Raw genomic sequence first — 25366 nt, forward strand, 5'->3', positions numbered from 1 at the left:
AACCCGAAATTATGGGACCCAACCAAAAAAATGGTACCTATCCTTCTGATTATGAAATTCGATAGAATAAAGATATTCCTTCGGTGTAAGCGTTTTCCATCACGCGCATAGTCTGGGAGAATCCATATTTTTTTAAGGGAGGGTATTTATGAAGCGATCTCAGATTTCGGAAAGGCGGTATAGGCAAAAGGTATTGAGTTTGTTCTTGGCGGTCATGATACTGGCTGGCATCGGCTTATTGCCGACTTCGAAGGTTCAGGCAGCTGACGCTGCTGGAACCACCATCACCTCGATGTCTTATTTTTCAGCTGCGGACGGACCTGTCATCACAAAATCAGGAGTCGGGGAAGCCAGCTACGGTTTTGTCATGCCGCTATTCAACGGTGGCTCTGCCACCTGGAATGATGTTGCCCAGGACCTGGGAGTAAAGGTGAAAGTAAATGGCAGCTGGGTCGATATCGACAGTGTCGGCAGCTTTGTCTATAACCAGAACTGGGGCCACTGGAACGACGGCGGCTTTACCGGCTATTGGTTCACGCTCTCCGCAACAACGGAGATTCAGCTGTACTCCAAAGCCAATGGGGTCACGCTTGAATATTCACTCGTTTTTGAAAACATCAACAAAACAACCATCACGGCGATGACCCCGACGCAAGGACCGCAAATTACGGCAGGGTTTACGGGCGGTGCCGGCTTTACCTATCCGATATTCAACAATGACCCGGCCATTACCTATGCGGCCGTAGCGGATGATTTGAAAGTGTACGTGAAGCCTGTCAACAGCAGCCAATGGATCGATATCGACAACAATGCAGCCAGCGGCTGGATCTATGATCAGAACTTTGGTCAATTTACCGATGGAGGCGGCGGCTATTGGTTTAACGTAACGGAATCGATTAACGTCAAATTAGAATCGAAGACCTCTTCGGCTAACATCGTCTATACCATCACCTTTAATGAGCCCGTAAGAAACTCTTATGTCCTTACGCCTTATGAAGGAACGACCTTTACAGCTGATGCAAGCGGCGCTATCGGCATCCCGCTGCCTAAGATTGACGGGGGCGCTCCAATCGGCACCGAGCTTGGCAAATTCGTATACCAGATTAACATCAACGGACAGTGGGTGGATCTGGACAATTCAAGCCAGAGCGGATTTGTATATGCCGCTAATGGCTACAATAACATGTCCGATGCCAATCAGTGGGGATATTGGGCCGACCATATCTATGGCCTATGGTTCCAGCCGATCCAGGAGGATATGCAGATCCGTATCGGCTATCCGCTAAATGGGCAGGCAGGTGGAAGTGTGGGCAGCAATTTTGTCAACTATACCTTGATTGGCAACCCGGATGCTCCGCGCCCGGATGTAACCGACCAGGAGGATATTCCGATCGGAACGCCAAGCGACTCTGCCATCGAGGGCATGAATCTCATCTGGCAGGATGAGTTTAACGAAACGACGCTCGATAACAGCAAATGGAATTATGAAACAGGGTATTATCTCAATGATGATCCGAATACCTGGGGTTGGGGCAACTCGGAGCTGCAGCACTATACCAATAGTGCGCAAAATGTTTTTGTACAGGACGGAAAGCTTAATATCAAGGCCTTGAACGAGCCAAAATCCTTCCCGCAGGATCCTAGTCGGTATGCACAATACTCCTCTGGCAAAATTAACACCAAAGATCATTTCTCCCTCACATACGGCCGAGTGGATTTCCGTGCCAAGCTGCCTACCGGTAACGGCATCTGGCCTGCGCTCTGGATGCTTCCGCAGGATCATGTGTACGGAACATGGGCAGCCTCCGGCGAAATCGATGTGATGGAAGCAAGAGGACGCTTGCCAGGTGCGACGAGCGGCGCCGTACACTTTGGGGGCCAATGGCCGACGAACCGGCATCTTTCCGGTGAGTATCACTTCCCTGAAGGCCAAACCTTTGCCAATGACTATCATGTCTATTCGGTCGTCTGGGAAGAGGACAATATTAAATGGTACGTGGATGGCAAGTTCTTCTTTAAGGTAACCCGCGATCAATGGTATTCCGCAGCCGCGCCGAACAATCCGAACGCCCCATTCGATCAGCCGTTCTACCTCATTATGAACCTGGCGATCGGCGGCACCTTTGACGGCGGCCGGACCCCGGATCCGTCCGATATCCCTGCAACGATGCAGGTGGACTATGTCCGTGTTTATAAAGAAGGGCAAGGCGGTGGCCAGAATCCAGGAAACGTGTCCGTTACCGGCGTAACGGTGAATCCGACCACGGCACAGGTGGAAGTCGGGCAAAGTGTTCAACTAAACGCCAGCGTGGCGCCGTCCAATGCAACGAATAAGCAGGTCACGTGGTCGGTTGCGAGCAGCGGCATCGCATCCGCATCCGTGAGTGCAAGCGGTCTCGTGACCGGGCTCGCTCCGGGCACGACAACCGTCACGGCGACAACCGCTGACGGCAATAAAACAGCCAGCGCCTCGATTATCGTTGTACCGGCACCGTCCACCGTGATCGTCATCGGTGATGAGGCGAAGGGCCTGAAGAAGATCGGCGATGACCTGCTGTTCTATGTCAATGGCGCGACCTTTGCCGATTTACATTATAAGATCAATAATGGCGGGCAATTAAACGTAGCCATGGCCCCAAAGGGGAACGGCAACTATACCTACCCTGTCAACAACCTGAAGCATGGTGATACCGTCGAATACTTCTTTACCTATAACCCGGGGCAAGGAGCACTGGACACCCCTTGGCTGACGTATGTTCATGGGGTAACGCAAGGAACACCGGAGTAAACCGGGTAAGTCTTGACAGACATGTCGCTGCAGGTAAACAAGGTGCCTGCTCCGGGTTGCAATCGCGCAATGTCAAATTAATCTGGGCAAACAGAAGGCCGTCGACATCATCGACGGCCTTTCTTCAGTTGATCAGCTATGGTTGGTTAGCTGATTCACTTGTCTTCATATTTTTTGCATATAGCTCAATATTACGAATGTACACTCTCTTTACTCACCTGTCTGGAATGCAAGACTTTCATGGCGTATCTTGCTATAGGCTGTGCGACCAACATTTCGCTGATCATTAGGTCATCAAGCGTTTTACACCCACATGCGTTAAGTTTTTGATATACCGATTGATTAAAACCCCAAAGCCTATTACGATTACTTATAAGGATACTTGTCCCGAGGCATAGCTATCCTCCAAATAGAAAAAGCACATGGACTGTAAGCCGCGTGAAACGGGATGCCTTCTGAACGTTTTGCACGGCTGTTTATAAATCCGTACATTACGTCCCATACTTAGGTCTATCAACAGGTAAGACGAATGTCTCTAACCGACTCGTTAGTAAGGGGGAACGCAGACACATGGAAAAGGAATTCATACTGACACACAAGCTGTTGACCCTGCTCGATTCCGAATATCGCTGGTTCACCCTTGCCGAGATTGAAGAGCAGATTGGCGTATCGGACAAAACCATCCGTAAAATTATCGATGAAGCCAAGCAGGAGCTTCCTCCTTCCATACATTTCGAGATTTCGCGGGGAAAAGGCGTCATTCTCCATTATGATAAACGAAATGTCGCGATTGGCGAAGTCATCTCTTCCATGTACAGACAGAGAACCTTCTACCAACTGCTCGCTGTGCTTTTTGCCGAGGGAGGGCGTTACTCGCTGGAAGAGCTGGCAGACAAGCTGTATATGAGCTCTTCTTCGCTGAAAAAGCTGATCATCCGGCTGAACAACCATGAATTGAAGCCATACCATTTGCGCATTGCGTATTCCATGCCAGAGGTCAAAGGCAGTGAAATCAGTATTCGTTATTTTTACTGGAAAATGTTTTACGATGCCTATGAATTTTCCGGCTGGCCATTTACCGACATCGACCAAGCCCAGATCCATGAGTACATTACGGCGATCGAGTCGGAGAATGACATCGTGTATTTCCTTAACGCTAAGCGCAGCTTGTCGTTTCTGGCGGCAATCATGATTACCCGAGTGCTGCAGGGCAAATACGCGGATGTTCAGAGCGGGTCATATGACTGGGAGAATCGCATGCTTCACGCCTCTGTTGCCACACTGGCCAGAGCGCTGGAGCAGCGGTACGCCATTCATTTGCCGCTGGACGAAATCCGGTTTCTGCAGGCCATGTTCAGCTTGGGCCAATACAATTATTATGATGAAGCGAAAGTCAGCGCGATGTTATCGAGGGAGAAAGCGAATCTGATGCAAATCGAGGAGGAAAAATATCAAATCATCAATCATTTCCTCATGCTGGCGCTTGCCGCGTTCCCTGCGATCGATATGAACGACCGGTTCATCTGGGAAATCGGGGATTTCTTCGAGAAGCTCCGGCTGGAAAATGCGCTTCCCGATCTAATCGCCATCTCGGCAAGCAGCCTGACGGAATATGTCCAAAGGGATTGCCGCCCCATGTATCAAAGCGTAAAGAGCTGCATGCAGGAATGGAGCCAGCGTTACCCCGGCATGCGGTATAACGACTATCATCTGACGAAGCTGACGCTGTTGATCAGCTCCAGCCTGCGCTATAACAGCAAAAAAGCTTTCCTGCTGATCGGCGAGGAATTCTCCATCCGCCATTACGTCGCCAAGCTCATCAAGAATGAAATCGGCGACGAGCTGATCATCAACACCTCCATTATGGAGGGGCTTACCGATGAAATGATTCAGAAGCACGGCATCGATTTCGTGATCAGCACGTTTCCAGTTAAGCTGAATACAGTACCCGTGGTCATTATTTCAACGATACCGACCAAACGGGATTTGGAAAATATCCGCAAGGAATTAATGCAACCATGAGACCTCATGGTTGCATTTTTCCGTTAAGCTCCGTAACTTTCTGGTCTTGGTTATCCCTCCGATTCTGACTATGATGAAGGCAGATCAAAGAATAAAGCGCTTTCTTAAAAGGGAGGCCAGTAAGCAGGAGGAGCAAGATGAGCATACATTTGGGAGCACAACAGGGAGATATCGCAGAACGCGTGCTGCTGCCCGGCGATCCGCTGCGGGCGAAGTTTGTGGCTGAGCACTTTTTGGAGGAGGTATATTGTTACAACGAAGTGAGAGGCATGTACGGGTACACCGGCCTTTATAAAGGCGTTCCCGTTTCTGTCCAAGGTACGGGAATGGGCAACCCGACCATGAGCATATATGCGACGGAGCTGATTCAGGATTACGGGGTCAAAAAGCTGATCCGCATCGGTACTTGCGGCGCCATGCAAAAAGAACTTCAGGTCCGCGACATCGTACTGGCCCAAGCCGTATCCTCGGACAGCAATCTGATGGAAAAAATATTTCATGGCTGCAATTACGCGCCAACCGCTGATTACCCCATGCTAAGCAAAGCGCATCAGCTGGCTCAGGAGAAGCAGGTGAATGTCTTTGTCGGCAACATCTATAATTCCGATGAATTCTATAGGGAAACATTGGACCGTCTTCATAAATTCATGGAGTTCGGCGTGCTCGCGGTCGAGATGGAAAGCGCCGCCCTGTACACGCTGGCTGCTAAGTACGGCGTCAGGGCCCTGTCCATATTGACGGTAGGCAGTCATCTGCTGACCAATGAGCGCTCGTCCCATCAAGACAGCGAGAAGTCCTTCCACGACATGGTCGAGGTCGCGCTCCATACCATTTTAGCGGACGAATAGTCTGCCGCAGGATTGCTTGCATAACAAAAACGTTCGGATATCTTAACAAACTTTGCTCTAGGGGGAAAAATCAATGGGAATCAAACGCGGATTTAAATATGATTTTTCGTTGTTGGCCATTTTGTTGATCCCGATCGGGATCGCCATCAACTTTGTCGGGGCGCAAATCATTCTGCTGCTCAAGCTGCCGATATACCTGAACACCATCGGGACGATTCTGACGGCCATGATCGCCGGTCCTTGGGTCGGTATGATTACGGGGGCCAGCACCAATCTTGTTGTCGGCATAACGAACCCGGTCTCGTTCGCATTTACGCCTGTACAAATGGCCGTCGGTCTGGTGGTCGGCCTGCTCTCGATGAGAGGCATGTATACGAAGCTGTGGAAAGTGATCTTGTCTTCATTCGCAGTCGTACTGACCGTTCTGATCGTGGCTTCTCCGATCCAGGTGCTGATGTTCGGCGGAGCGACCGGCAACTCTTCGGATGCCGTGGTTGCTACATTCCTGGCCTCCGGTCAACAGATTTGGACAGCGGTATTCTCAACCAAAATCCTGGTGGAAAGCGTCGACAAAATCATCAGCAACGTCATTGCCTTTGTCATCGTGATGAAGATGTCCCCAAGATACTTGTCCAAGCTCAATTACGGTGCAGCTTTTATCAAAAAGAAATGACGTATAGTCCGTAATGGATACGCTTTCATAAGGGAGGGGTTTTTGTGCATAACGAACGGTCCCTGTTAAGCCGTCTTTATCCAACAACCAAGTTTATGATTACCATCGCTTTATGTATGGCCGCATTTATCGTGCCCGGCTACGGGTTCAGCTACGCGATTCTGCCGATTTGTATGGTCCTCGCCTACTTTGCCGGCAGCTTTAAGGAGTTTTCCAATCTGGCGATCAAGGCACTGCTGATGATTGTTGTGTTCATCTTTATCCTGCAGAGCTTCTTCTACCCTGGCAACGACATTCTGTGGAGCTGGAGCATCTTCTCCATCAAGCGGGAGGGACTGGAGTTCGCCCTGTTCCTGACATCCAAAATCGTGGCGGTGGCCTCGGCCTTCATTCTGTTCTTCCGCATCACCAAGGTCAAGGATTTAGTCCATTCCCTGGAACAGATCGGCCTGCCGTCCAAAGTAACCTATGTCATCTTGTCCACCTTGCAGCTCATTCCGGAGATGAAAAAGCTGACCCACGTCATTATGGATGCCCAAAAAACACGAGGCGTTGAAACCGAAGGCAAGCTGCTTGTCCGCATGAAGGCCTTCCTGCCCACCCTTAGTCCACTCATCCTCGGATCCGTGGCCAGCACGGAGGAACGGGTACTGACGCTGGAGTCGAGAGCCTTCTCGGCCAATGTCAAAAAGAGCAGCATCTACAAACTGGAGAAAACAAAGCATGACCGGCTGGTTCGAATGCTGCTGGTCGTACTGCTTGCTATCTTAATCGTCTGGAGAGTTGCGCTATGAGTATCATTACGATCAAGAATCTATCCTACCAATATCCGATCAGCGAGTCCGATGCGCTCAAGAACGTGAATGTAACGATCGAAAGAGGCAAGCTGTATGCGCTGATCGGGGCCAACGGAGGCGGAAAAACGACCCTGTGCAACGTCATCCGCGGGTTTATCCCCCACTTCTATAAGGGAGATCTGCGCGGCGAGGTGCTGATCGAAGGCAAGGATATCCGCGAATGGGAAATGGGCGAGCTCTCCCAAAAAATCGGCTATGTGTTCCAGAATCCTTTTACACAGATCAGCGGCGTGAAGGATAACGTCTTTGAAGAGATTGCCTTCGGCTTGGAAAATCTAGGCATGGAGCCCGCACTGATCCGGGAGAAGGTGGATCAGGTCATCAAGATGCTGGAGATCGATTATTTGCGGGAGAAAAACCCGTTCGAGCTCTCCGGCGGCCAGAAGCAGCGGGTTGCGCTCGCTTCCATCATCGTCATGGAGCCAGATGTGCTCGTGATTGACGAGCCGACCTCGCAGCTTGATCCGAAGGGAACGGAAGAAGTGTTCAAGATTATCGAGCTGATGAAGAAGAAGGGGAAAACCATTATTCTCGTCGAGCACAAAATCGAGCTGATTGCCGAATATGCCGACGATGTCATCCTGCTGAATGGGGGTGAAGTGGCCATGCAAGGCAGCTCGCAGGAGATTCTCACCGATGAGCGCGCACTAGCATTCGGAGCTGCACTTCCCCAATATTCGCTGTTCGGCCTGGACATGCGCCAACGGGGAATGGATCTTGGCAGCATCCCGTTAACTGAAAAAGAAGCCATGGATGCCGTCAAGACATGGATGAAGAAGGGGGTTAACGCATGAGCTTTCTGACTTTGACGAATGTTTCCTTTGCCTACCCAAACGGCTACAAAGCGGTGGACGGCGTCAATATGTCCTTCCGAAAGGGCGAATCCGTTGCCATCGTCGGCCAGAACGGGGCGGGTAAAACGACCACCGTCAAGATGATGAACGGGCTGCTCAAGCCCTCCGAGGGGGATGTCGTCATCGACGGCTGGAATACACGGGATTATACCACCGCCCAAATATCAAGAAAGGTCGGCTATGTGTTCCAGAACCCGGACGACCAAATTTTTCATAACGACGTGTACAGCGAGATTGAATTCGGTCCCCGCAAGCTGGGCCTATCGGAAGAACAGGTCAAAGCAAACGTCATGAAAGCGGCGGAGCTGGCAGGCGTCGTCCCGTTTCTTAAGGACAATCCGTACAACCTGCCCTACTCCATGCGTAAATTCGTAACGATTGCCTCCGTCATAGCGATGGATTCCAGCGTCATCATTCTGGATGAGCCGACGGCAGGCCAGGATCTTCCGGCTATGGCGCGTCTCGCCCATCTGATCGAGGCTTTAAACCAGGAAGGAAAAACCATCATCACCATCACACATGATATGGAATTTGTCGTGAACAACTTCCAGCGGGTCATCGTCATGGCGAACCGTCAGGTCATTGCGGATGACGACAAGCGGGCCATCTTCTGGAATCTGGATGTGCTGGAGCAGGCGATGCTGAAGCAGCCGCATATCAGCAGGCTCAGCCACTCCCTGGATATCGGCCATAACATCCTGGCAATACCAGAGCTTGCGGACGAGCTTGCCAAGCATAAGTGAGGGAATAGGGGAGTGACAACGATGGAGCAGGTTAAACACATCCTCTTGGATGTGGATACCGGCGTGGATGATGCCCTGGCGCTTATCTTTGCCGTCAAGTCCAATAAGCTGCATATAGAAGGCATTACAACGGTATTCGGCAACGTAGATGTGAAGCAGGCGACGGAGAATACGCTCCGAGTGCTGCAATTGGCGCAGCCCGGCTACGAAATTCCCGTTGCCATGGGAGCGGATGCCCCTTTATTTCGCCCTCGCCGGGAGAACGTCACCGCCATCCATGGAGCCAACGGCCTGGCCGGATATGTACTGCCAAAGGCACGCCAATCGCCGGTGAACGAGAGGGCATCCGATTTCATCGTGCGGAAGGTGCGGGAACAGGCGCATGACATTACGCTTGTCTTCACCGGCAGGTTAACCAATTTAGCGGTGGCGCTCGCCAAGGACCCGTCGATCGCTCAGAAAGCCAAGCTGGTGCTGATGGGAGGCGCCATCAAGATGCCGGGCAATATAACACCCGTGTCCGAGGCCAACATCCACGGCGACCCCGAAGCGGCGCATCGGGTGTTCGAGTCCGGAATTCCGATTACGATGGTAGGCCTGGACGTGACCGGAAAGGCGAAGTTCGGCGAGGCTCATTATCAACAACTCATGAGCGGCTTCACGGAGGAACAGGCGGAGTTAAAAGCTTTCATGCATCACATCTTCACCTTCAGCTTTGAGGCAAGCGACCGCTTGAACGAAGGCAGATACCGGCTGATGCATGATCCGCTGGCGCTGGCTGTCGTTGAGGATGCCTCCCTCGTGGAGACGGAGGATTATTACGTCTATATCGAGACAAAAGGACAGATTTCCTCCGGTGCGACGCTGGTAGACTTCAGACGTCCGCAGTCACGGACCAATGCCTCTGTCTGCATGCAGGTTCGTGAAGAAGCATTCATGCAGCATTATATTCGAACGGTGCTGTCATAACCGTCAGAGGAAGGAGCATGATTGATGCATCGAATCGTATTGGATGTGGATACGGGCGTTGACGACGCGTTAGCGATTGCCTATGCTGTCCGATCCTCGGCACTCAATATCCTTGGAATAACGACTTGTTTCGGAAACGTACCGGTGGAGCATGCGACACGAAATACGCTCCATGTATTGGAGCGGCTTGGCGCAGCCGGGATTCCGGTTGCCATGGGGGAAGCCGCCCCCTTGTTCCATGCCTCGATGAAGTCGCATCCCGTCCAGTTTCATGGCGAGAACGGACTCGGCAACTTGGCATTCCCCGATCCGGCAGCTAAGCCGGTCTCCACGTCTGCCGCTGCCTTTATGGTGGATCAGATCCGGCGGTATCCGAAGCAGGTAACGCTGATCTGCGTCGGCCCGTTGACCAATCTGGCCGCAGCCATTCTGCAGGCGCCGGAGATATCGTCGCTGGTCCGTCAGATTATCGTGATGGGCGGAGCCGTTGGCGTGGCGGGCAACCGCCGGATGCATGCGGAAGCGAATGTATACTCCGATCCGGAGGCGGCCCAACTCGTCTTCCAATCGGGAGCTCCGATCACGCTGGTCGGGCTGGACGTGACTATGCAGACCGAGCTCAGTCTAAAGGATATTCAGCGCTGGAGAGACCTGGATTCGGACCTGACCCGCTTCTTGGCCGACATGACTTCCTACTATATTGAAGGCTACCGGGAAGCCTATGGCGACCGGACCGGCTGTGCCCTACATGATCCACTGGCGGTAGCCGTGGCGATCGACCCGAGCCTGATCGAGGTTCAGCCGATGGTGCTCCAGGTCGATCTGGAAGGCATCCACTCCTATGGCAGAACCGTTGCCGATCTGCGTCCGCGTTGTACCGACCAGCCGAATGTTAACGTATGTATCGGTGTCGACGCCAAGCGGTTTCAGGAGCATTTTATGGAGACCTTGATGAAATAAGCTGCAGCATAAGGAGTGAACGCCGGGTGCGTTCGCTCCTCTTTATGTCTTTATGTCCCCCTCCCTGCTCTCTCCTCCCACTTCGCCCTCAACCCTTTCAAATCCTCGACAAAGAATCTTAGCAAATTGGGTCTTCTTCTTACGGCCAGCGGGTGATAGGTAAAGCTAATGGGGATGCCCTGGAACTCATGCCAGCTCCCCCGTAGCTCCTTGACGGTGGCGTTCTCCATCTCGGGGAATAATCCTTCGACTACGACATTCCCGAAGCCGAATAGTACGAGCGGCTGCTTCTGAAGGAGCTGCGCCTGCAGATGCGGCAGGCATGCCGCTCGGGTTGCAGGCTTATCGTAAGCACGGGTTGGCCGGCGTTTCAGCAAATAGGTGATGTAAACCGAGTTTATATCCATGCCTGCTTCCCTCATGCCGAGTTGGAGGGTTTCCCGGGTCCCGCACAAGAACGGATTTCCTTCCCGGTCCTCCCTGGCTCCCGGGTTATCCAGGATCATCATCAGCGTGCCTTGCGGATTACCTTCCCCCCAAATGACGCGATTCCGCTGTTTGCACAATTCGCAGCGTTCACAATGCTGCATATCTTCGGGCGCTTGCTCTTCTGGCAAGATGACGCAGGGATGATTCATTTCCGTAGACATGTAATTCATTCCTTTCTGTCGAACACAATGATTCCATTATGCCCACCTGTCACCTAATGTAAAAAATCCCCTCGCGTATATCCGATCAACCGTATTGTGTTAGTGCCACATTCCCCCATCTCACTTATTCCCTATCCGATGAATGGCCCTGTTATGACCCCTGTTCGCCCTCGTACGGGCATGCCCGCGTCCATTCTTTACACTTTCTTTATACTTTTCTGGTCCAAATATTTATACCTGCTGCTTATCCTAAACTCATCAACATCGAAAGGATGATCACGGATGTCGGATACCATTCTGAAAGCAGCAAACATATCCAAAATATACGGCAAACACAAAGCCCTTGATAAAGTATCAATCGAGATTAAGCGCGGGATGATCTACGGCTTGATCGGGGAGAATGGTGCGGGAAAATCAACGTTTATGCGCATCATCATGGGACTCATCACCATTAACGAGGGCAGCATCGAACTGTTTGGAGCAACAGGCAATCAGGGATTGCAGCGTGCACGAAGAAAAATGGGGCAATCCATTGAAACGCCGGCACTTTATCCGGAATTAACGGCTCGGGAGAATCTGCAAGTCCAAGCGGCAAACGGCGGCGTAAGCGAACGCGAAATCGACGATTTGCTTCGCTTGATGAACCTGGGGAATACCGGCAAGAAGAGAGCCAAGAACTTCTCCTTAGGCATGCGCCAACGGCTGGCGATTGCTTCCACCCTGATTACGAACCCCGAGTTCTTGATCCTGGACGAGCCGACGAACGGTCTCGATCCGTCAGGAATGGTTGAAATGCGCGAAATCATTCAGCGGTTGGTGACCGAACGCGGGATGACCGTCTTGCTATCCAGTCATTTGCTGGATGAGCTTTCACAGGTGGCTACGCATTACGGGATTTTGCATGACGGAAAACTTATCCGTGAATTTTCACGAGAGGAGCTGGCAAACGAAACTCGCCAATACATTGAACTGGAGACAACGGAAGTCCATTCCGCCGTCGTGGTGTTGGACGATCTAGGGATCCGGGACTATGAAGTCATCAACGGAACCGAAATTAATATCTACGAACGCCTCGATGACGTTGCCGCCATCAACCGCTCGCTGGTTTTGGCTGACGTGAACGTTTTGCGAATCGGTACAACCCGACAAAAACTCGAGGATTATTTCTTGCAATTAACAGGAGGTGCCCCCCATGCTTAATCTGCTAACCGCCGAAAAAATCAAATTGCGCCGAAGCAAAAAACTATGGATCGTCCTGGGCATTTTATCTTTGCTTCCGATCTTCCAGGTCGCAAATAGCCTGACGGCCGTGCATTATGGCAACGAGCTCGTCCAGCCCGTTGATACCGTCATTAATGGAGCGACAGGCATTCTGATGATCGAGAAGAATGGATTAACGATTTTACTCGTCATTGGCGCTTTTATCAGTTTCTTGATTGGGGAAGAATTTCAGAATGGGACGATTCGAAATGCGCTTTCTTTAGGACGCAGCCGCACGCATTATTATTTGTCAAAATTGGTGGTAGCCGCGCTCCTCTCGCTCGTTGGTGTCATCATATTGACCGCGCTTGGCATGGTCAGCTTTTCCATCGCGTTTGGTTTCGGCGAAGTTGCCGGGATTAACCATTACTTCAGCTATGCGATCCAAGCGTTTCTCACGCTGTACGTATTAATTCTGTCTAACGTATCGATCTATATGATGATTAGCTTCTTAACCAAAAATAGCGGCATCTCGCTGATTTGGACTTTTATTTATACGATTGCGACTGGCTTTGGCGCACCCATCTTCCTGCAAACCGAGCATTTCAAGCAGCTCACCTACTGGTTTTCGTTATCCTTCTTGTTCTATTCCGATTTCGCCAAATCGGCGGATATCGGCAAGTTCCCTGAGATGATATTGGTCAGTCTCATCACGATCGTGTTATCATCAGCTATAGGAATTCTTCGGTTTACACGAACTGACATAAAGTAGGTCGATATGTATGCCAGCGATATTAATCATTGAAGACGATACAGCCATTCATTCACTCATCAAGGAAGCCTTGGAGCTGCATGGTTTTCAAACGCAGAGCGCCTATTCCGGAACAGAAGGGAAGCTGCTGTTTGAGCACCATCAGGTTGATCTGGTTCTCCTGGATTTGATGCTGCCGGGGATGGATGGAGATGAACTTCTGGAGCACATTCGGCAAAATTCAAACACGCCCGTAATTGTGATCTCCGCAAAAAATGATCAGCATTCGAAATTGGAGCTTTTGACACACGGGGCCGATGATTACATCACGAAGCCTTTTGATGTGAAGGAACTGCTTGCACGAATTCACATCCAATTGCGCCATGCAGCCAAAGCTTCAGCCGGCCCTATGGATGAAATCCGTTACAAGAATATCAGCGTAAACCTAGACACGCGTGAAGTGACAATCAATGAACAGGCGGTTCATCTTACTGGACGGGAGTACGCCATACTTCTGTTATTCTTAGAGCACCCGCAAAAAGTATTCAGCCGCGCCAATATCTACGAAAGTGTGTGGAACGAGCCATTTTGGGGCAGCGATAAAACGATTAACATGCATATCAGCAATTTAAGGAACAAGCTGAACCTGGATGACACGAATTACATTAAGACCGTATGGGGTATCGGCTTCAAATTCGATTCAGAGGAAGGGACGTGAATGGGATGTGGGGATGGATCTTTGTCTTCCTGGCCTTTGCGTTTCTTCTTTATATTTACTTCTTAAAGCGGGAACTGGGGAAATTAAAACATGCGGTCCAAGAGATTCCAACGAACGCCAGCTATGGCTCCAGACTTTATGTAGATTTTCGCCAAAAGGCAATCATGGAGCTGGTCGATGAATTGAATCAGATGATCGATGCATTTGAAGAAAAAAATCGTGAGGCTAAGCGGATGGAAGAGAATGTGAAGCTATCCATCGCAGGGCTCTCTCATGATTTACGGACGCCCCTCACATCCATCCACGGCTATGTTCAGCTTTTCCATGCAGCCACAGATGAGACAAAGAAGGCGCAATATCTTAAGATTATCGAACATTCTGTACGGCGTCTGATAGAAATGACCGACCACTTTTACGACCTGGCACGCATTGAAATGAATCAAAAGGAACTGGCATGGTCTTCCCTATCTCTCTCCAACCTGGCTGAAGAAATCTTCTTGTCCTTCTATGAACAATTTGAGGAAAAGCAGATTGATCTCCAATTTCCCGAACCAACCCATGACCGTCATATCATTGCAGACCCGTTATTGATGACGCGTGTCATCCAAAATATCGTTCAAAATATCCTTCGTTATGCCAACAGTCAAGCTGTGATCCGTTACCGGGATGAGGGCAACGATCTAATACTTAGCGTTAAAAACGATATCAAACCCGACAGCAAAGTTGCCATTGAGAAGGTATTTACGCGTTTCTATACCGAGGTCGCCAGCAGAACAAACACGGAATCCAGCGGGATCGGCCTTTATCTGTCTAAACAGTTAGTTGAGAAGATGAACGGGAAAATGGATGCCGCGTTGCAGGACGGCTGGTTTATCCTTAACATCCGTCTTCCCATCCATCGAAGTTAAATTTGATCTCGGTCCAAGGGATGATTGTCCGAGAACAAATCCGGATTGTCCTTAAGCATGTCCGTAATGACATCCGCCACCGCGGCCGCATCGCATACCCGGACAACGGCATCGCCAAGATGCCCCTTATGCATCGCGCCCCGACTTTCCAGAACCTCATCGACCTTCCAGAAATGTTCCGACCACGATAACCCGCAATGTCTGCGGGAAGGCACCGGGATTTCCGTTCCATCCGGTAAAACCGTGTACAGCTTCTCATGATCATCCGTTAACCTGCCCGGAATGTCCACCCACTCTTCGACTCCATGAATAAAAGTGTTGCGCTTTAAATCGACCCCAACTAACAAGATGGTCGCCCTTCGGTCGAGCAGCTTCCCCCAGGCAGAACCTCTAGCGCATGGCGTGTCGAAACGATGATCGTCGTTTGTGAACGCTTTGGCATCCTGACCCAATGCCGCCACGGAATGAGTAGGGTGCAGCGAACGCACCACACCAGGCCGTTTGCGGAAAAGCTCGGGTAAGATCCCGACACAAGAAGGTGACTGATCCACGTAAAATTTCGGATTATCCGCATTGATATAAGACCACGTGTGGGTGGGCAGCACCAGCAGCCCTTCTTTCATATACGCTGTGAGTGCATCGAGAACCGTGTCCGCGCCACCCTCGACCGGCCCCATACTCTTCATCGAAGAGTGGACCAACAACGTCCCTTTGCCGTCAATGCCCAGCTGCTCTAATTGCTTCATTAAGCTTTCCCATGTATACATGTTCTTCTCCTTCCACGCCAGGATATCAAAATCTGGCTGCCACTATTATTTTTCGATGATTTCCCAGTGCAGCTCGGCGGATGTATCGGTTAATAATTGCTGAAGCGATGCATGAGCATGCTCGACCGTGTGCGCCGCAGCTCCTTGCCGCTGTTCCTCATAAATGGTGATCACCCATCAACTCTCCATTAGATAGGCTTTTTACTTAAGATACGTCCATGATATAGAGGGGTGGAGATATTTTCAATGTTTCTATGAATATTGGTTCCAAAGTTGCCAGCTTCGCCTCTTTACGCCTAATCGGTTACAAATACTTTCTTCTATACATCAGGGTAATTTGATCCGCTATATATTCTGCGCTATGCTCGGTACCATCCTTAATCCACCACATAATAATCCCGAGAAGTGATGATGCCACAATATCAACGGAGGCAACTCGACTTGTGGAATGGATGTTTCTTGCGTCTCTGCGTTGTTTGATCGTATTTTTCAACAGGTTCGACAAGTGGGTTTTGAAGCCCGTATGCTCAACCAATACAGCGAAAATTTTCCGGTATTCATAAAAATAATTTAAAAATGCAATCAGCTGCTCCCGTTCGTTTCGGCTCTTCACTTGTAATAGCGGCTCGACTTTCTTGGACAGGTCGTCAAAGATCTCATGCACGATCTGACGCAGCAAATCGTTAATATCCTCATAATGCAAATAAAACGTGGCACGATTTAGCTCTGCGCGAGTTGCAATTTTTCGGACGGTCAATTGAGAGATTTCCAGATTGTCGGCCAGTAATGAAAAAACGGCCTGCTTCAGCAGCTTTTTGGAGCGAATGGCTCGTGGATCCATCCTTTTATGTTCAGGCATGTCATCCCTCGATTATCGTTTATTTGTCACTTCATCGACCGATCTTCCCATTCTGTCGTTTAGTCGACAATTTCAGCAGAATTGCAAATAGGAATCACTCTTCGATGCTGATAAGATATATTTTATTGACACTATGTCGAAAAAGCAATGAAGAGAGGACAGCACCATGCAAGAAGACATAAAGAAAATAAATAAAGGGATATTACTAACCATCTTGATCCTTGGTTGTTTCTTATCCACGCTCAATCAGACGCTGTTAAATGTAGCCTTGAGCAATCTAATGGGTGTATTTGATGTCACGGCAGCCACCGTACAATGGATTTCAACGGGGTTTATGCTGGTTAACGGGATATTGATCCCGATTACGGCCTATTTAATGAAACGCTTTACTACGCGTCAATTATTTATAAGCGCCATGTTGTTTTTATTAATCGGTTCAATCATCTGCGCGGCGGCGCCAAGCTTTGTTGTGCTCATGTTAGGACGGATGATTCAAGCTGCCGGTGCGGGAATTGTCATGCCGCTCATGATGAGTGTTGTGCTCGCCATCTTTCCCGTGGAAAAACGCGGCAGCGCTATGGGACTGCTGGGACTGGCCATGATTTTCGCTCCGGCCATCGGCCCGACGCTCTCGGGATTTATTGTCGAATACCACTCTTGGCGGTGGTTATTTATCGGTCTCATCCCGCTTGTCATCATGGTCATCGCATTGGCATTCAAGTATTTGGCCAATGTCTCCGAAGCGGCCAAGTCGAAGCTTGATGTAGGCAGCGTTCTTCTATCAACCGTTGGATTCGGCTTTATTTTATACGGCTTCAGCAGTGCAGGCAGTAAAGGCTGGGACGATGCCATGGTCATCCTGTCCTTAGCCATCGGGATCGTGGTCACGGCCATATTCTGTATGCGGCAAGTCAGGTCCGATGATCCCCTGTTGAACCTGTCTGTCTTCAAAAACAAAATCTTTACGTTAACGTCTCTTATTAACGTATTAGTCACGATGTTGATGTACGCGGACATGATCTTACTGCCTATTTATCTGCAGGATGGTCGCGGTTTTACGGCATTCGATGCAGGACTGCTCTTATTGCCGGGTGCGGTTGTCAATGCGCTGATGTCACCGGTCACCGGCAGGTTATATGACCGTTTCGGTGCGAGGCCGCTGTTCATCATTGGTTTGCTGTTTATTATTCCATCGATGTGGGCGGTAACAGATTTATCTGAGTCAACCACGTATATGTATTTGATGATTCGTACCATTTGCTTGCGAATCGGATTAAGCTTCGTCACCATGCCACTCAATACGGCCGGACTCAATGCGCTGCCCAAACACCTCGGTACGCACGGTACCGCGGTGAATAATACCGTTCGCCAAATTGCCGGCGCCATTGGTACTGCCGTCGTGATTACGATTTATACCGTGCAGGCAACAAGCCATGCAGCTGATGTGATGCAGAACAATCCTACAACGACTGCTAAGCTCCTTAAATCCCTTACATCCATCATAGGGGCAAGCGACGCCTATTCCTTCATGATGATTCTGGCCGTCATCGCATTTGTTATCACATTTTTTATGCCTATGAAAAACAAAACCAAGATCGAACAAAAGCAATCGTAGTTAGCAACAAGGTCCTTTGACGAACTATCCGTGCAGCAGGATATGAACAAAAAAAGCCATTCCTTAATAGGAGTGGCTTTTCCTATGATTTGACGCTAGGTTTAACCATGACATTTGAAATAGTGTAAATCCGAAATCGCTCGCCTTTTCAACCCTACGTTCGCCGATCCTCTTCCGAATCGGGATCGTTTCCCTTATCCAAATCGCTGCGTTTTGTACCACTTGGCTTTTCTCCCTGTTACTTTGTCTACAACAAACGAATAGAGCGCGCGCAGGGAAATGAGCAGAAATAGCTGAGCATACGTGAAATACGATAGGCAGGACAGAATGAAATTCTGGGTTGTGCTTTGCCCGACATCGGTTGCCAGCGCCAGATTAATCTGCAGCACAAATAGGTAATACATCAATCCCCAAGCCACCATCAGGTAGACGTATACATCATCGGCAAACTGGAACGGTGACACCACATCCGGATTGAACAGCGCAATCACCCAGTAGGCCAAGTTGACAACGATGATGATATCCGACACGATAATGGATAATAAAAACCAGAAATAACTCGCCGCGTAGTACAGCACTTGCAGCTTGATCCGCCAGCTTGACCGATTAAACAAATGATGGATGTTCTCGATCACGACCGAAAAATTCCCCTTGGCCCATCGTTCCCGCTGCTTCAAATACACGCTGAGCTGCTCCGGCTCCTGCTGATAAGCTTCCGCCTGAGGAGCCAGGGCGATCAGTTGTCCCCTTGTCATAATCTCGAACGAGATGGCCGTATCCTCTGTAATGGCCTCCGTATCCCAGCCGCCGATCTCGCGCATCAGCCCCGTTTTCACAATAAAATTCGTTCCCGGAATCGTCCCCAGCTTAAACAGCTCCCACAATCCGGTATGATAGATTCGCTGCGCGGTCACAAGCTCGAGATTAATGCATTTGGAGAGGAAATTCTGCCCGCGGTTTCTGGCCTTGTTCCGTCCAAATACCGCTCCGTAGGTTTCAGGGTCTTCCATTGCTTTTTCGATTAAGAAGTACAAGGCGTTCCGCTCCGGTGCCGCATCTGCGTCAAAGATACAAATCCACTCGTTCTTCGCATACTCCAGCGCATCATTAAGCGCTCCGGACTTGCCGCCCGTTCCTGTACGTTCAAAGATCATAAAGTCCCGATCTCGATACGCTTCCTTGCTTCTCAAAGCCTTCAATTTACCGGCAGTATCATCACTGCAGTTATCGGCAATGACAATGAGCTGCACCTTATCCTTCGGGTAATTAAGCCGCAAAATATTTTCCGCCGTTGCCGCGATCACCAATTCTTCATTGTGCGCAGGCACCATGACGGTTACCTTAGGGAAATGCTCCATCTCATCCACATCAGGAATGGTCCACTCCCTGCGGCTCTGCCTGAAAATAAACCGGACCGCTCCCCCCATAATCAGGATCGACTCCAACACGGCAGCCCAAATGCTAACAATACAAAACATCAATAATAAGTCAGCCACGAATCTTCCTCCGGTCGTATTTTCGATGTACGCGAACTCGAAGGGCCATCGTTGCAATGAACAGCCCCAGTACCGCAAGGGTAAACATCAGGCTGACGATTTTGCAAAGCGGAATAAACCATTCGCTGTAAGACATTTCTTCCTCCTCCTGCCGCTTAACTAAATATATTGGCCATGATTTATATATACTCTCCGATCAAATCGGTCTCCGTATTGCGTTCGAGTGCGGCAATGACAGCATCCGCATCTTCATATTTACTGAACTGCTCCTTAGCAAACACCAGCGCTCCTGTACGGATTACCAGCTTCAGCTCCCCGCCTTTCCGGTCCTGGAACGGCATGTCCATCAGCGCGTGCTTGATCCGGTCCGTCAATGCCTTTAGATACTCCTGGTTCGTCATGGGGAGCAGCACGACAAATCGCCCCTCATCAAGGCCAAACTTGTAATCCTCGTAACGAATATGATTCCGTATCCCTTCTGATAAGGAAGCGAGCAGCTGAGCGTAGCCTTGAGAACCGAGGGATTCCCGCACCATCGGAAGAAATTCGATTTTAAACATGGCCAGGCAGAAGTTATACGTATCCGAATAACGATTGGCCAAGTTGGACTGCTTGATCAGCGTTTCTTTAAAGGCTCCCTTATTGCCCAGCGAGGTTGCCAAGTCCACTTCCGGGTTCCTTTGCTGCAGCTCCTCAAGCCGCTCCATCAGCCGTTTATTGCGAATCAGCCCGGATTTGATAAATGTGGCCGCGGCCACGTTGGCCGGCAGCAGCCATAGCCAGGAGATGGACAGCACATCGACCTCGGCATACGTCGTAAGCCATACAAAATAAGCAACGATATAAACAAAAATACTAACGACAGAGACCCCGGGAGGAACCAAGAAACCGAGCAGCAGAGCCGCAAGGCATCCGACACTGAATCCCAGTTCAAGCAGCGTAAAAGACGAGTCTCTAAAGACATTAATATAGAGCAACAGCTCCTGCAGGAGCGCTAAACCAATCAGCAGTACGTATCCCCAGACCATGCGCTGGATCAATTTTTTATTTTCCATGTCCACCTCGTTGAAAAGCATATTCGCCTAATAAAGGAAGCAAGTTATCAAAAATATGCGTATTTTTTCCGAATACATATCCTCCGGGATAACGTGCGTCCTTTCCCTTGAAGGTTTGCATCCGTTTGTACAGTTTTGCTGCAAATGGCCTGTCTCCCCTTTGAAGCGCAAAGTTGATCGCAAGGCCATACACCGACGGAGACTCGTAATTTACCGCAGCCTTTCGGTCGGCCCGTGTATACTGTCCCGCCAATTTCCCCGCCTGCTCGAACTCCTTCTTCAGAAATTGGTGCAGCGGCGCTTGGTCCCTTCCCGTTTCCCCGGCATACATCGCAATCAGCAGCTGATCGATTAAATTCACCTTAGCTTCATAGGTATACTCCCTGGTCACTACATTAAAGGACTTGGGATAGAACACACCGTCATCCGGCATGTTCCGAAGCAGGGAATGATATCGAATGTACGTTTCCTCTTCCAGTAGTCCTTCTTGCAGGAGCCCTTGTAGTGCCGGGAGATCCACATAGGGCAGACTCAGCGTATCGGGCATTTCCTGCCTGGAGAAATCGTAGAAATCCACCAGATATCCGTTATTTTGGGACCTGTTTAGCAAGGTATCCGTAAGCTCCCTGGCCGTCTCCGTCCATTCGGAATGGCCCTTCCATATCCGGGCACCTTCCAGCAGAGCCCCGATAATCCGCAAATCGTCGCCAAGCGCGTTCGTGCTGACTTGGGCCTTTCCTTCGGGATTGAGTTTCCACGCAATATAATGGCGATCCGCGATAAAATAGCGGGTTAATATGTCATAACTCTTCTCAAACTCGGCAAGATCGCGGCTTTCCAGCGCTGCCTGCATCCAAAACCCAAGAGATTCGGAGAGCGCCTCTCTCCCTGCTGCCAATTCAGGATTGACCGACTGGACTTCCTGTAAATAGGTGGCCAGCGTGCCATTCGGGTTGGTCATGTTCATCGTAATAAAATGTTTCGATGAATTATCCCCCTTGGCCTGGATCAAATACCCCCCGATTCCCAAGGCGGCGCTTAACAATATAGCAAGCCCTATCCATAAGACTTTGTGTCCACTTCGCATGTTCAAACCGCATAACCTCCATTCACTCAGGAGTAAACCCATATGCCAAAAAGAGCATCTGCACCTAGAGTTCTAACCCCCTCGCGAATTGTATCATTCCATTCTGTACAAAAACTGTACAGGTTAGGAGCTTGTAGGAAAGCATTAAAAAGACCGAGCCTGGAGGCTCGGTCTTTTTAGCCATTTTCAGTTATTGAACATTGTCTTTGGGTACTGATACGAACAGATGAGTTAAGCAACAGGTATTTGAGGACCGGTAAAAGAAGCGTCTCGACCAAGAAATCTAACTTAATGTGTTGATTGGAAATAATAAGGAAGGAGCATGCCTCGGCAGCTCCTTCCTTACTCATAACAGTCTATTTTCAACTAAGCCAAATTTCGGCGGTCTAATGATTTCCCGCTTAATTCAACTGATCGTCCAACATTGCGTCGATGACTTTCAATATCTTTTTTTGCTCATTTTCGCTTCTGCTTCGGAGCTTGTTCACAATTTCTGCAAGTGTAGACTTGCTCGCCTCTTCGCTAACAGGCTGGATATAATTAAAAAACTCCACCATCGAAAGATCGAGCGCATTCGCAATTTTATTCAGTACCACAATGGAACAAACTTTTTCGGAACGCTCCAGCTTACCAATATAAGTTTCGTGTACCTCAGCCTTACTTGCAAGCTCCTCCTGGCTTAGTCCACGTAGTTTTCGGAAGTGCCGAATGCCTTCCCCTACCATCTTCATCAAATCACTCACAGCGATCACCCTAAGCAAACCATAGACCAGCCATATCATTACTCCAAGATACTATAGTGTTTAATTTTTAAAAAAATACCCTATAGGGATTTTAAATTGTTATAATAAGATTGCCCTTTTTCCAAAAAAATATAACTCAATGGCCCGAAATAAGGCTACATGGAGCTTTAAGAAAGGAATGAGTCCCATTAGAGTGCTATGTATATTCCCTGACAACTCAACGACGGATATTTACGTATCCGAAGTTGGAGAATTTCTTCGTATCACAAAATTAGTAAACGGAATAACGATGGAAGGTACCCATTACAGTGTGGCGCATACAGAACTTATTGTTGAAAAAGAAACTTTCTATATTTCAGTGCTATTAATGCATAGCCATGTGAAATAAGCCGTGATTCATAAAACCTTAGAGATATTATCGAGTTTTCAAAAAAATCCGCTCTATCAACCAAAAAAGTTCTTCGAAGCCCGCTTTTATGCGAGAATCGAAGAACTTTTTTTAGCGGCTTCTCAGGACATGCTCGATTCGCTTATCCGGCATGAACCAGATCACGGCAACGAGCACGAAAAAGAAACCGGATATCCAAACACTCACGTATGCGGTCAAGGCAGCAGTCAAGTAGAGTAAAGGAGATAGTTTCCCCTTCCAATCTTTACCCATCGCTGCGACGAATGAGGAATCACCGGAGTGCTGGTTCATAATCATACGCTGAAGCAGCCAGTATGATAACGCCGCTAGTAGTAGAATAATACCGTACAGCGCTGTCGGAGTAGGTGCAAAATGGCTTTCCCCCATCCAAGCCGTCGTGAACGGCACAAGGGATAGCCAGAAGAGAAGCAGCAAGTTAAGCCACATCAACCGCCCGTTCATTGTTCGAACCATATGCAACAGATGATGATGATTGTTCCAGTAGATGCCGATATACACGAAACTGAAGATATAGCTGACAACTTTCGGGCCAAGCTCGATTAGCGCGTGCCAGTCATGGCCTTCCGGCACTTTGAATTCCAGCACCATGATCGTAATAATAATGGCCAGCACGCCATCGCTGAATGCTTCCATCCGGTTTGCTTTCAATGCGTCTCACCTATTCCCCTCGCTTCATGTTGTCCCAGTCCCCAGGGTTGCCTCCCACCTGGTTCGATGAGATCTATAATGTCCATTATAGAGATCGTTTGTCCTGAGTCTAGCTACTTTTCACCTGAATTTGGGGAAATGACCTTTGCACGGGTAAAAATGTGAACTTCTAGCCCTCACCTATGGTTGCGCAGGGTTATCTTGAAGGGTTTTCTGGATAAGGTGAGATTGTTATTCCCTTCATCTTTCCTCGCCCGGTAATATAACCTGAAACGGCATACCATAACCGTTACATTCACAAGCGATAATACAACCAGCCATATGATCAGCGATGACATGGCAGTCCATAGTCCATACCAAGGCAATACTCGCCCGGCGCCAATAAATGTAGCTAACGGCGACAGAAACAGAAGAATCAAGATAGGCAGCAGTCCTCCGGCTAATGAAACAATCCATTTCCCGGTTGTCATGGCCTTTTTGCTTCGATGGATCCGATAGAGCCTATATATCCCCCAAGCAATCGTCGCAAGCACCAGCAGAATCATAACCGCCTCCATGTTTTTGCTGTTGACAATCGACGATTCGGTCTTTTCACCCTTCATAATCTTTGCGATTCCGTCGACAAACGCCGAATAATCGACAAAGGCGTTTAAACCGGAGTCAAACATCATCGCAATGCCCAGCCGCTGATCCAAATAGATCGTCTCTTCCGCCTTATACGTCCATAAAATTCCGCTATGGGAAATCGTCCGGCCCCCTTGCTCATCCTCTTCCGCAAGCCACCCCATTCCATACGGGCCGTTCTGTCCGGCCGTATGGTACTGCTCCATCAGCTCTGGCGTAAGAAGCCTGCCATTATATTGGGCGAGCATCCACTTGGCCATATCTTCGGCTGTCGAAATCATACCGGCGGGCCCGTCAACGAACCAAGAAGGTTCAGACTGGCTTACAGGATGGCCGAGCAATATATAATGTCCCCGCGGAATGGCGGAGTTCTCATTGATCTGCCGCGTGTTGCTCACATTAAAGGTATCTCTCATCCCCAGAGGCTCAAAGATATGATCCTCCAAGTAATCGGAGAAGTTCTGTCCGCTCATTGTTTCGACCAACAAAGCCAAGTATTGATAATTCGGATTGTGGTAGCTATAGGCTGCTCCAGGATCATTGGCTAGCTGAACCGTGTTCAACGACTCGTTAACCTGTCGCAGCGATTGATATGGGGACGAACGGGTCATGTCGGGATTCACCTTGTCATTAAGACCGCTTGTCTGGTTGAGCAAATCCCGAACGGTAATATCCCGAACGCGCTCGTCCTTAGGTGCGAGGTCGGGAAAATAAGATGCGTACAGCGCATCAAGCTCGATTAGTCCCTTGTCCGCCAGCTGAAGGATAGCCAGGGCCGTAAAAGATTTGCTTAACGAAGCAATAGGAAACGGGGTGCCATCGTTTATATCACGGCCCTCTGACATAGCGCCGTATCCTTGCGTATAGAACACCTCTTCGTTATGAACGATGGCAAGGGCCGCACCCTGAATATGATTGGCGCTCATCGTTATTTTGACGTACTGATCGATTTCCTGCTGGACTTCGGCTTTGCTTCGGACTTCAACGGCGGAAGCGGGTCTGGCCAGGATGCCCATCAATAGCAGGAAACAAATCAAGACTAGCCACATTTTCTTCTCTTCGGTTCTCATACTAGCACTCCTTAATTCATGTTAAGGAAAA

Annotated in this window: 25 protein-coding genes; 14 read left to right on the forward strand and 11 right to left on the reverse strand. The window is 49.5% G+C overall.

Translation table 11 applies throughout. The features are described 5' to 3' along the window. Positions 1-148: 148 nt before the first annotated feature. From BJP58_RS19200 to BJP58_RS19240, 9 genes are all read left to right on the forward strand, one after another. Positions 149-2788, forward strand: coding sequence for a family 16 glycosylhydrolase (locus BJP58_RS19200; protein ID WP_194540192.1), 2640 nt, complete (start codon positions 149-151; stop codon positions 2786-2788). Positions 2789-3358: 570 nt separating this feature from the next. Beyond that, positions 3359-4810: an AcpB/EbpR/MafR family transcriptional regulator gene (locus BJP58_RS19205; RefSeq protein ID WP_194540193.1), complete on the forward strand. Its 1452-nt coding sequence runs from the start codon at positions 3359-3361 to the stop codon at positions 4808-4810. Positions 4811-4947: 137 nt separating this feature from the next. Continuing rightward, positions 4948-5658, forward strand: coding sequence for a purine-nucleoside phosphorylase (deoD, locus tag BJP58_RS19210; protein WP_194540194.1), 711 nt, complete (start codon positions 4948-4950; stop codon positions 5656-5658). A 73-nt stretch (positions 5659-5731) separates the two neighbouring features. After that, positions 5732-6331: an ECF transporter S component gene (locus tag BJP58_RS19215; protein WP_015738050.1), complete on the forward strand. Its 600-nt coding sequence runs from the start codon at positions 5732-5734 to the stop codon at positions 6329-6331. A gap of 44 nt (positions 6332-6375) precedes the next feature. Beyond that, complete coding sequence (locus tag BJP58_RS19220) at positions 6376-7125, forward strand: energy-coupling factor transporter transmembrane component T (protein ID WP_194540195.1); 750 nt, start codon at positions 6376-6378, stop codon at positions 7123-7125. Next, a complete protein-coding gene (locus BJP58_RS19225; protein WP_194540196.1) occupies positions 7122-7982 on the forward strand; it encodes an energy-coupling factor ABC transporter ATP-binding protein in 861 nt (286 codons plus the stop codon). Before BJP58_RS19220 ends, BJP58_RS19225 begins: the two co-directional genes overlap by 4 nt. Then, positions 7979-8785 carry an energy-coupling factor ABC transporter ATP-binding protein gene (locus tag BJP58_RS19230; RefSeq protein ID WP_194540197.1) on the forward strand — a complete coding sequence of 269 codons (807 nt, stop codon included), beginning with the start codon at positions 7979-7981 and terminating at the stop codon, positions 8783-8785. The genes BJP58_RS19225 and BJP58_RS19230 overlap by 4 nt, the downstream gene beginning before the upstream one ends. A gap of 21 nt (positions 8786-8806) precedes the next feature. Next, positions 8807-9754, forward strand: coding sequence for a nucleoside hydrolase (locus tag BJP58_RS19235; protein WP_194540198.1), 948 nt, complete (start codon positions 8807-8809; stop codon positions 9752-9754). A 24-nt stretch (positions 9755-9778) separates the two neighbouring features. Further along, positions 9779-10714 (forward strand): nucleoside hydrolase, encoded by a 936-nt coding sequence (locus BJP58_RS19240; protein WP_194540199.1) that lies wholly within the window; start codon positions 9779-9781, stop codon positions 10712-10714. Between the two features lie 50 nt (positions 10715-10764). Here the strand turns inward: BJP58_RS19240 and BJP58_RS19245 are convergent, their stop codons facing one another. Continuing rightward, on the reverse strand, positions 10765-11364 hold the full coding sequence (locus BJP58_RS19245; protein WP_194540200.1) for a uracil-DNA glycosylase: 600 nt from the start codon (positions 11362-11364) through the stop codon (positions 10765-10767). Positions 11365-11646: 282 nt separating this feature from the next. Between BJP58_RS19245 and BJP58_RS19250 the strand changes: the two genes are divergently transcribed. From BJP58_RS19250 to BJP58_RS19265, 4 genes are read left to right on the forward strand one after another with little or no spacing between them, the layout of a single operon-like run. Further along, positions 11647-12564: an ATP-binding cassette domain-containing protein gene (locus BJP58_RS19250; RefSeq protein WP_113057970.1), complete on the forward strand. Its 918-nt coding sequence runs from the start codon at positions 11647-11649 to the stop codon at positions 12562-12564. Then, complete coding sequence (locus BJP58_RS19255; protein WP_194540201.1) at positions 12557-13336, forward strand: ABC transporter permease; 780 nt, start codon at positions 12557-12559, stop codon at positions 13334-13336. The genes BJP58_RS19250 and BJP58_RS19255 overlap by 8 nt, the downstream gene beginning before the upstream one ends. 10 nt (positions 13337-13346) lie before the next feature. Next, positions 13347-14033, forward strand: a complete 687-nt coding sequence (locus BJP58_RS19260) for a response regulator transcription factor (protein ID WP_194540202.1) — start codon at positions 13347-13349, stop codon at positions 14031-14033. A gap of 5 nt (positions 14034-14038) precedes the next feature. After that, positions 14039-14941, forward strand: a complete 903-nt coding sequence (locus BJP58_RS19265; protein ID WP_194540203.1) for a sensor histidine kinase — start codon at positions 14039-14041, stop codon at positions 14939-14941. On the opposite strand, the gene BJP58_RS19270 is transcribed toward BJP58_RS19265, so the two are convergent. The 3 genes from BJP58_RS19270 to BJP58_RS19275 form a co-directional block, all read right to left on the reverse strand. Then, positions 14938-15708, reverse strand: coding sequence for an AAC(3) family N-acetyltransferase (locus BJP58_RS19270; RefSeq protein WP_194540204.1), 771 nt, complete (start codon positions 15706-15708; stop codon positions 14938-14940). The genes BJP58_RS19265 and BJP58_RS19270 overlap by 4 nt on opposite strands. A 45-nt stretch (positions 15709-15753) precedes the next feature. Further along, positions 15754-15882 (reverse strand): hypothetical protein, encoded by a 129-nt coding sequence (locus BJP58_RS33945; protein ID WP_267907808.1) that lies wholly within the window; start codon positions 15880-15882, stop codon positions 15754-15756. Between the two features lie 130 nt (positions 15883-16012). Next, on the reverse strand, positions 16013-16567 hold the full coding sequence (locus BJP58_RS19275) for a TetR/AcrR family transcriptional regulator (RefSeq protein ID WP_194540205.1): 555 nt from the start codon (positions 16565-16567) through the stop codon (positions 16013-16015). Positions 16568-16733: 166 nt separating this feature from the next. Here BJP58_RS19275 and BJP58_RS19280 point away from each other — a divergent pair, with 166 nt between their 5' ends. Continuing rightward, positions 16734-18182, forward strand: coding sequence for a DHA2 family efflux MFS transporter permease subunit (locus BJP58_RS19280; RefSeq protein WP_194540206.1), 1449 nt, complete (start codon positions 16734-16736; stop codon positions 18180-18182). 194 nt (positions 18183-18376) lie between these two features. On the opposite strand, the gene BJP58_RS19285 is transcribed toward BJP58_RS19280, so the two are convergent. The 7 genes from BJP58_RS19285 to BJP58_RS19315 all read right to left on the reverse strand — a co-directional run bounded on the left by BJP58_RS19285 (position 18377) and on the right by BJP58_RS19315 (position 25335). Next, entirely contained in the window at positions 18377-19678 is a 1302-nt protein-coding gene (locus tag BJP58_RS19285) for a glycosyltransferase family 2 protein (RefSeq protein ID WP_194540207.1), read from the reverse strand. After that, entirely contained in the window at positions 19671-19814 is a 144-nt protein-coding gene (locus BJP58_RS19290) for a hypothetical protein (protein ID WP_181469756.1), read from the reverse strand. The genes BJP58_RS19285 and BJP58_RS19290 overlap by 8 nt, the downstream gene beginning before the upstream one ends. Before the next feature lie 43 nt (positions 19815-19857). Continuing rightward, the gene (locus tag BJP58_RS19295) at positions 19858-20733 is read right to left on the reverse strand and encodes a GGDEF domain-containing protein (RefSeq protein WP_194540208.1); all 876 of its coding nucleotides are present in this window, start codon (positions 20731-20733) and stop codon (positions 19858-19860) included. Beyond that, on the reverse strand, positions 20723-21820 hold the full coding sequence (locus tag BJP58_RS19300; RefSeq protein ID WP_233354696.1) for a glycosyl hydrolase: 1098 nt from the start codon (positions 21818-21820) through the stop codon (positions 20723-20725). The genes BJP58_RS19295 and BJP58_RS19300 overlap by 11 nt, the downstream gene beginning before the upstream one ends. 401 nt (positions 21821-22221) lie before the next feature. Beyond that, complete coding sequence (locus tag BJP58_RS19305) at positions 22222-22563, reverse strand: helix-turn-helix domain-containing protein (protein WP_194540210.1); 342 nt, start codon at positions 22561-22563, stop codon at positions 22222-22224. A gap of 499 nt (positions 22564-23062) precedes the next feature. Then, positions 23063-23641, reverse strand: coding sequence for a TMEM175 family protein (locus tag BJP58_RS19310; RefSeq protein WP_194540211.1), 579 nt, complete (start codon positions 23639-23641; stop codon positions 23063-23065). 176 nt (positions 23642-23817) lie between these two features. Continuing rightward, a complete protein-coding gene (locus BJP58_RS19315) occupies positions 23818-25335 on the reverse strand; it encodes a serine hydrolase domain-containing protein (protein WP_194540212.1) in 1518 nt (505 codons plus the stop codon). Positions 25336-25366: the final 31 nt, after the last annotated feature.

This window comes from Paenibacillus sp. JZ16 (assembly GCF_015326965.1).
In the GTDB taxonomy this organism is placed as follows: Bacteria; Bacillota; Bacilli; order Paenibacillales; family Paenibacillaceae; genus Paenibacillus_AQ.